The organism is Microbacterium sp. H6 (genome assembly GCF_003314775.1).
In the GTDB taxonomy this organism is placed as follows: Bacteria; Actinomycetota; Actinomycetes; order Actinomycetales; family Microbacteriaceae; genus Microbacterium; species Microbacterium oxydans.
Map to the genome: position 1 here is coordinate 20,248 of NZ_QOAY01000210.1, position 3,777 is coordinate 24,024.

5 protein-coding genes are annotated in these 3,777 nt (G+C 69.9%); all 5 read left to right on the top strand.

Features of this window, described 5'->3' with window-relative positions:
* On the top strand, window positions 1–375 hold a 375-nt coding region (locus DSP71_RS23925), incomplete at its 5' end, for an IclR family transcriptional regulator C-terminal domain-containing protein (RefSeq protein ID WP_309472624.1).
* A 145-nt stretch (window positions 376–520) separates the two neighbouring features.
* On the top strand, window positions 521–1,939 hold the full coding sequence (locus DSP71_RS14160) for an MFS transporter (RefSeq protein ID WP_046748924.1): 1,419 nt from the start codon (window positions 521–523) through the stop codon (window positions 1,937–1,939).
* The gene (locus DSP71_RS14165) at window positions 1,936–2,721 is read left to right on the top strand and encodes an SDR family oxidoreductase (RefSeq protein WP_113681411.1); all 786 of its coding nucleotides are present in this window, start codon (window positions 1,936–1,938) and stop codon (window positions 2,719–2,721) included. The genes DSP71_RS14160 and DSP71_RS14165 overlap by 4 nt, the downstream gene beginning before the upstream one ends.
* Window positions 2,721–3,452 carry a fumarylacetoacetate hydrolase family protein gene (locus tag DSP71_RS14170; RefSeq protein WP_113681412.1) on the top strand — a complete coding sequence of 244 codons (732 nt, stop codon included), beginning with the start codon at window positions 2,721–2,723 and terminating at the stop codon, window positions 3,450–3,452. The genes DSP71_RS14165 and DSP71_RS14170 overlap by 1 nt, the downstream gene beginning before the upstream one ends.
* A 16-nt stretch (window positions 3,453–3,468) precedes the next feature.
* The coding region (locus DSP71_RS14175; protein WP_181800742.1) for an alcohol dehydrogenase catalytic domain-containing protein at window positions 3,469–3,777 on the top strand (309 nt) is incomplete at its 3' end.

The window sequence follows — 3,777 nt, forward strand, 5'->3', positions numbered from 1 at the left end:
CCGGCCCCACTGTCGGCGACCGGACGCGCGCTCCTCGCCGCGATGAGCGACGACGAGGTGACCGAACTCCTCGGTGCTGACGCCGTCTTCCCGCAGCTCACCGAGCGCAGCGCGACCACCATGTCGGGGCTTCTCGAAGTGCTCGCCACAGCCCGCCGCAGAGGCTGGGCGCTGGACGCGGAGGAATCCTTCCGCGGCATCGTCGGCGTGGCCGTGCCCCTGGAGGGGTGGGCGCCGACCGATCCGCCGCTCGCGCTCGGTGTCGCGATCCGTGCGGCCGAGGCCGACTACGAGCGGATCGAGCGTGTGGGCGAGGCACTGCGCGAGGCCGCCGCCGCGCTCACGAATCCGTTCAGCGCTGCCGTCCGACGCTGACCTCCCCGGACGCGCCGCCGCCCTTCTGAGGGGTGGCGATTCTTCGTGCGCGAGAAAGCGGGCCACAACCCGTCCAAAGGGTTGAACGGAATTCAACAGGCTGGTACAGTCGTCATCACGCCGCAGGCGAAGCCGATCGAAGGAGATGGCCGTGACAGACCCCCGCACCTCAGCCCGAGCAGCGTCGGACGACCCGGAATACGCGGCGAATCTGCGCCGCGCGACGCTCGCGTCGAGCATCGGCAGCGCGCTGGAGTACTTCGACTTCGCGCTCTACGGCCTCTCGACCGCCCTGATCTTCAACGTCCTGTTCTTCCCCCAGGACGACCCGGCCATGGCGACGGTCGCCGCGTTCGCGACCTTCGGCGTCGGATTCCTGGCGCGTCCGTTCGGTGGACTGTTCTTCGGTGTCCTGGGCGACAAGCTGGGACGCAAGTGGGTGCTGGTCGCGACCATCGTGCTGATGGGTGGAGCCTCCACGGCGATCGGGTTGCTTCCCACGTACGCCGCGATCGGCGTGTGGGCGCCGATCCTGCTGGTGCTGATGCGACTGCTGCAGGGCTTCGGTGCCGGTGCAGAGCAGGCAGGGGCGACCGTGCTGATGGCCGAGTACGCGCCGGTGAAGCGCCGCGGCTTCTTCTCGGCTCTTCCGTTCGTCGGCATCCAGGCGGGCACGCTGCTCGCCGCGGTCGTCTTCGGCCTGATCACCCTGCTCCCCGAGGACCAGCTGCTGAGCTGGGGATGGCGCGTGCCGTTCCTCGCCTCCTTCGCGCTGATCCTGCTGGCGCTGTTCATCCGGATGCGGCTGCGGGAGACGCCGACGTTCGTCGAACTCGAGAAGCACGAGCAGATCGCCGATCGTCCGATCCGGGAGATCTTCACGCATGGTCTCCCCGGCGTGATCGTGGGCGTCGGGCTGCGCATGGCGGAGAACGGCGGCTCGTACATGTTCCAGACGCTCGGCCTCGCCTTCTTCGTGACGGTGGTCGGCGACACCGCCGACAAGAGCCTGCTCACCTGGGGCGTCACCCTCGGCTCGCTGATCGGCGTCTTCTCCGTGCCGTTCACAGGGCACCTGTCCGACCGCTTCGGCCGCCGCACGGTGTACCGGTTCGGTGCGGTCTTCATGCTCGTCTACACGTTCCCCGCATGGTGGCTCCTGTCGCTCGGGAACTACGCCATCGCGATCGGTGTGATCGCGATCGGCATCGGCGTGGCGGTGAACAGCATGCTCGGACCGCAGTGCGCCATGCTCCCCGAACTCTTCGGGAACCGTCACCGGTACCTCGGCGTCGCCATGGCCCGCGAGATCTCCGCCGTGCTCGCCGGCGGCCTCGCCGGTGTCCTCGGCGCGTACCTGATCGCGGTCAGCGACGGCAACTGGGTGCTGCTGGCCATCTACATGGCGGTGCTCGCTCTCATCACGACCGCATCGACGTTCCTCGCTCCCGAGACCCTCCGTCGCGACCTCACCCGCGTCGACGACGCGATCAAGGTCTCGCGCGCCGAGGCCGGCGACGACGTGTTCGCCACCACCGTCTCGATCAAGGCCGTGGGGCGATGACGGCATTGCCTGCGGGACTGGCCGCCTTCGATCTCACGGGGCGGACGGCGCTGGTCACCGGGTCGAGCCAGGGCATCGGGAAGACGCTCGCCGCGGGGCTGGCCGGAGCCGGAGCGACCGTCGTCGTGCACGGGCGCGATGCGGCGAAGGCGCACGCGTCGGCGAGGGAGATCTCCCGCACGACCGGGGCCGACGTGCACAGCGTCGTCTTCGACGTGACCGATGCTGCAGCGGTCGACGAGGGCATGAACGCGGTCGAACGGCTGGTCGGCGCCCCTGACATCCTCGTCAACAACGCCGGTGTCCAACGACGCGCGCCCATCGCCGAGTTCGCGGACGAGGACTGGGATGCACTCGTGCAGACCAACCTGTCCAGCGTCTTCCACCTGTCACGTCGGGTCTCCGCCGGGATGATCGCGCGCGGTTCGGGCAAGATCATCCAGATCGGCAGTGTCCAATCTCAGCTCGCCCGTCCCTCGATAGCGGCGTATGCGGCGACCAAGGGCGCGATCGTGATGTTCACGAAGGGCCTGTGCGCCGACCTCGCCCCGCACGGCATCCAGGCCAACGCGATCGCCCCCGGGTACTTCGCCACCGAGCTCACGAAGGCGCTCGTCGCCGACGAGCAGTTCTCGGACTGGGTTCGCGGACGGACCCCCGCCGGTCGGTGGGGAGACACCGAGGATCTCGTCGGCGCTCTGCTGTTCCTTGCGAGCTCCGCGAGCGACTTCGTCAACGGGGAGACGCTGTTCGTCGACGGCGGCATGACGGCGGTCGTCTGATGCGCATCGGTCGCGTCGCCGCACCCGGTGGCCCCGTGTGGGTGCGGGACGGCATCCACGGCCCGGTGCCGATCACCGACCCCTTCGCGGCCTTCGCCGGCGGGACCGAGCCGGGAGACATCGGCGAGACCGTCGAGGGGACCGTCATCGCGCCGGTGGATCCGGTCGTCATCATCGGCATCGCCCAGAACGGCCCTGACCACGCCTCGCCGGTGCAGGCGTGGCTCAAGAGCCCGCGCACCGTGGTCGGCAGCGGGGTGACGGTGACGCTGCGCCGCGACGCCGGTGCACAGGTGGCTGAGGGCGAGATCGCCGTCGTGATCGGACGCCCGACCGCAGGGCTGACGGCGCAGAACGCGCAGGAGTACGTCCTCGGCGTCACCGCCGTGAACGACCTCTCCAGTCCCGAGCGTGCCGAGGTCGACCCGCGCAACTTCGAGTCGAAGTCGGGGGAGGGCTACACCCCGCTGGGTCCCTGGATCGACACCGACGCAGGCATCGACGATGTGACGCTCGAGGTGGCGATCGACGGTCGCCGCGTCGCCGCCACCGGGAGCACTCAGCTGCCGATGTCGATCCGGGAATGCCTCGCGTATGTGGCCGCGTGGTCACCGCTGGGTCCCGGGGACGTCATCATGACCGGCGCGCCGCACTCCCAGGCGGTCGTGGCGCCAGGACAGACCGTGACCGTCGACGTGGCGGGCATCCGATTGGTCACGCCCTTCGTGTGACCGGGGAAGGAGCGCGGTGGAGAACCTCGCTGTGGTGGCGCATGCCGCCGACGATCTGCGGATCGAAGACATCGGTGCGCCGATGGCCCGACCGGACGAGGCCGTGGTCGACGTGGCCTTCGGGGGCGTCTGCGGGTCAGACCTCCACTACTGGCGGCACGGAGCCGCCGGGGCCTCCGTGCTGCGGGAGCCGATGATCCTCGGGCACGAGGTGTCCGGTGTCGTGACGGTCGCCGCAGCCGACGGCTCGGGGCCGGCAGTCGGCACGCCCGTGGCCGTCCACCCGCTCACCGCGCACGGGGACGGGCGCACACCCTGGCCGGCC

Coding starts and splice junctions, on each gene's coding strand:
- DSP71_RS14165 (WP_113681411.1), top strand. CDS start 1,936: ATGACGGCATTGCCTGCGGGACTGGCCGCCTTCGATCTCACGGGGCGG.
- DSP71_RS14160 (WP_046748924.1), top strand. CDS start 521: ATGGCCGTGACAGACCCCCGCACCTCAGCCCGAGCAGCGTCGGACGAC.
- DSP71_RS14170 (WP_113681412.1), top strand. CDS start 2,721: ATGCGCATCGGTCGCGTCGCCGCACCCGGTGGCCCCGTGTGGGTGCGG.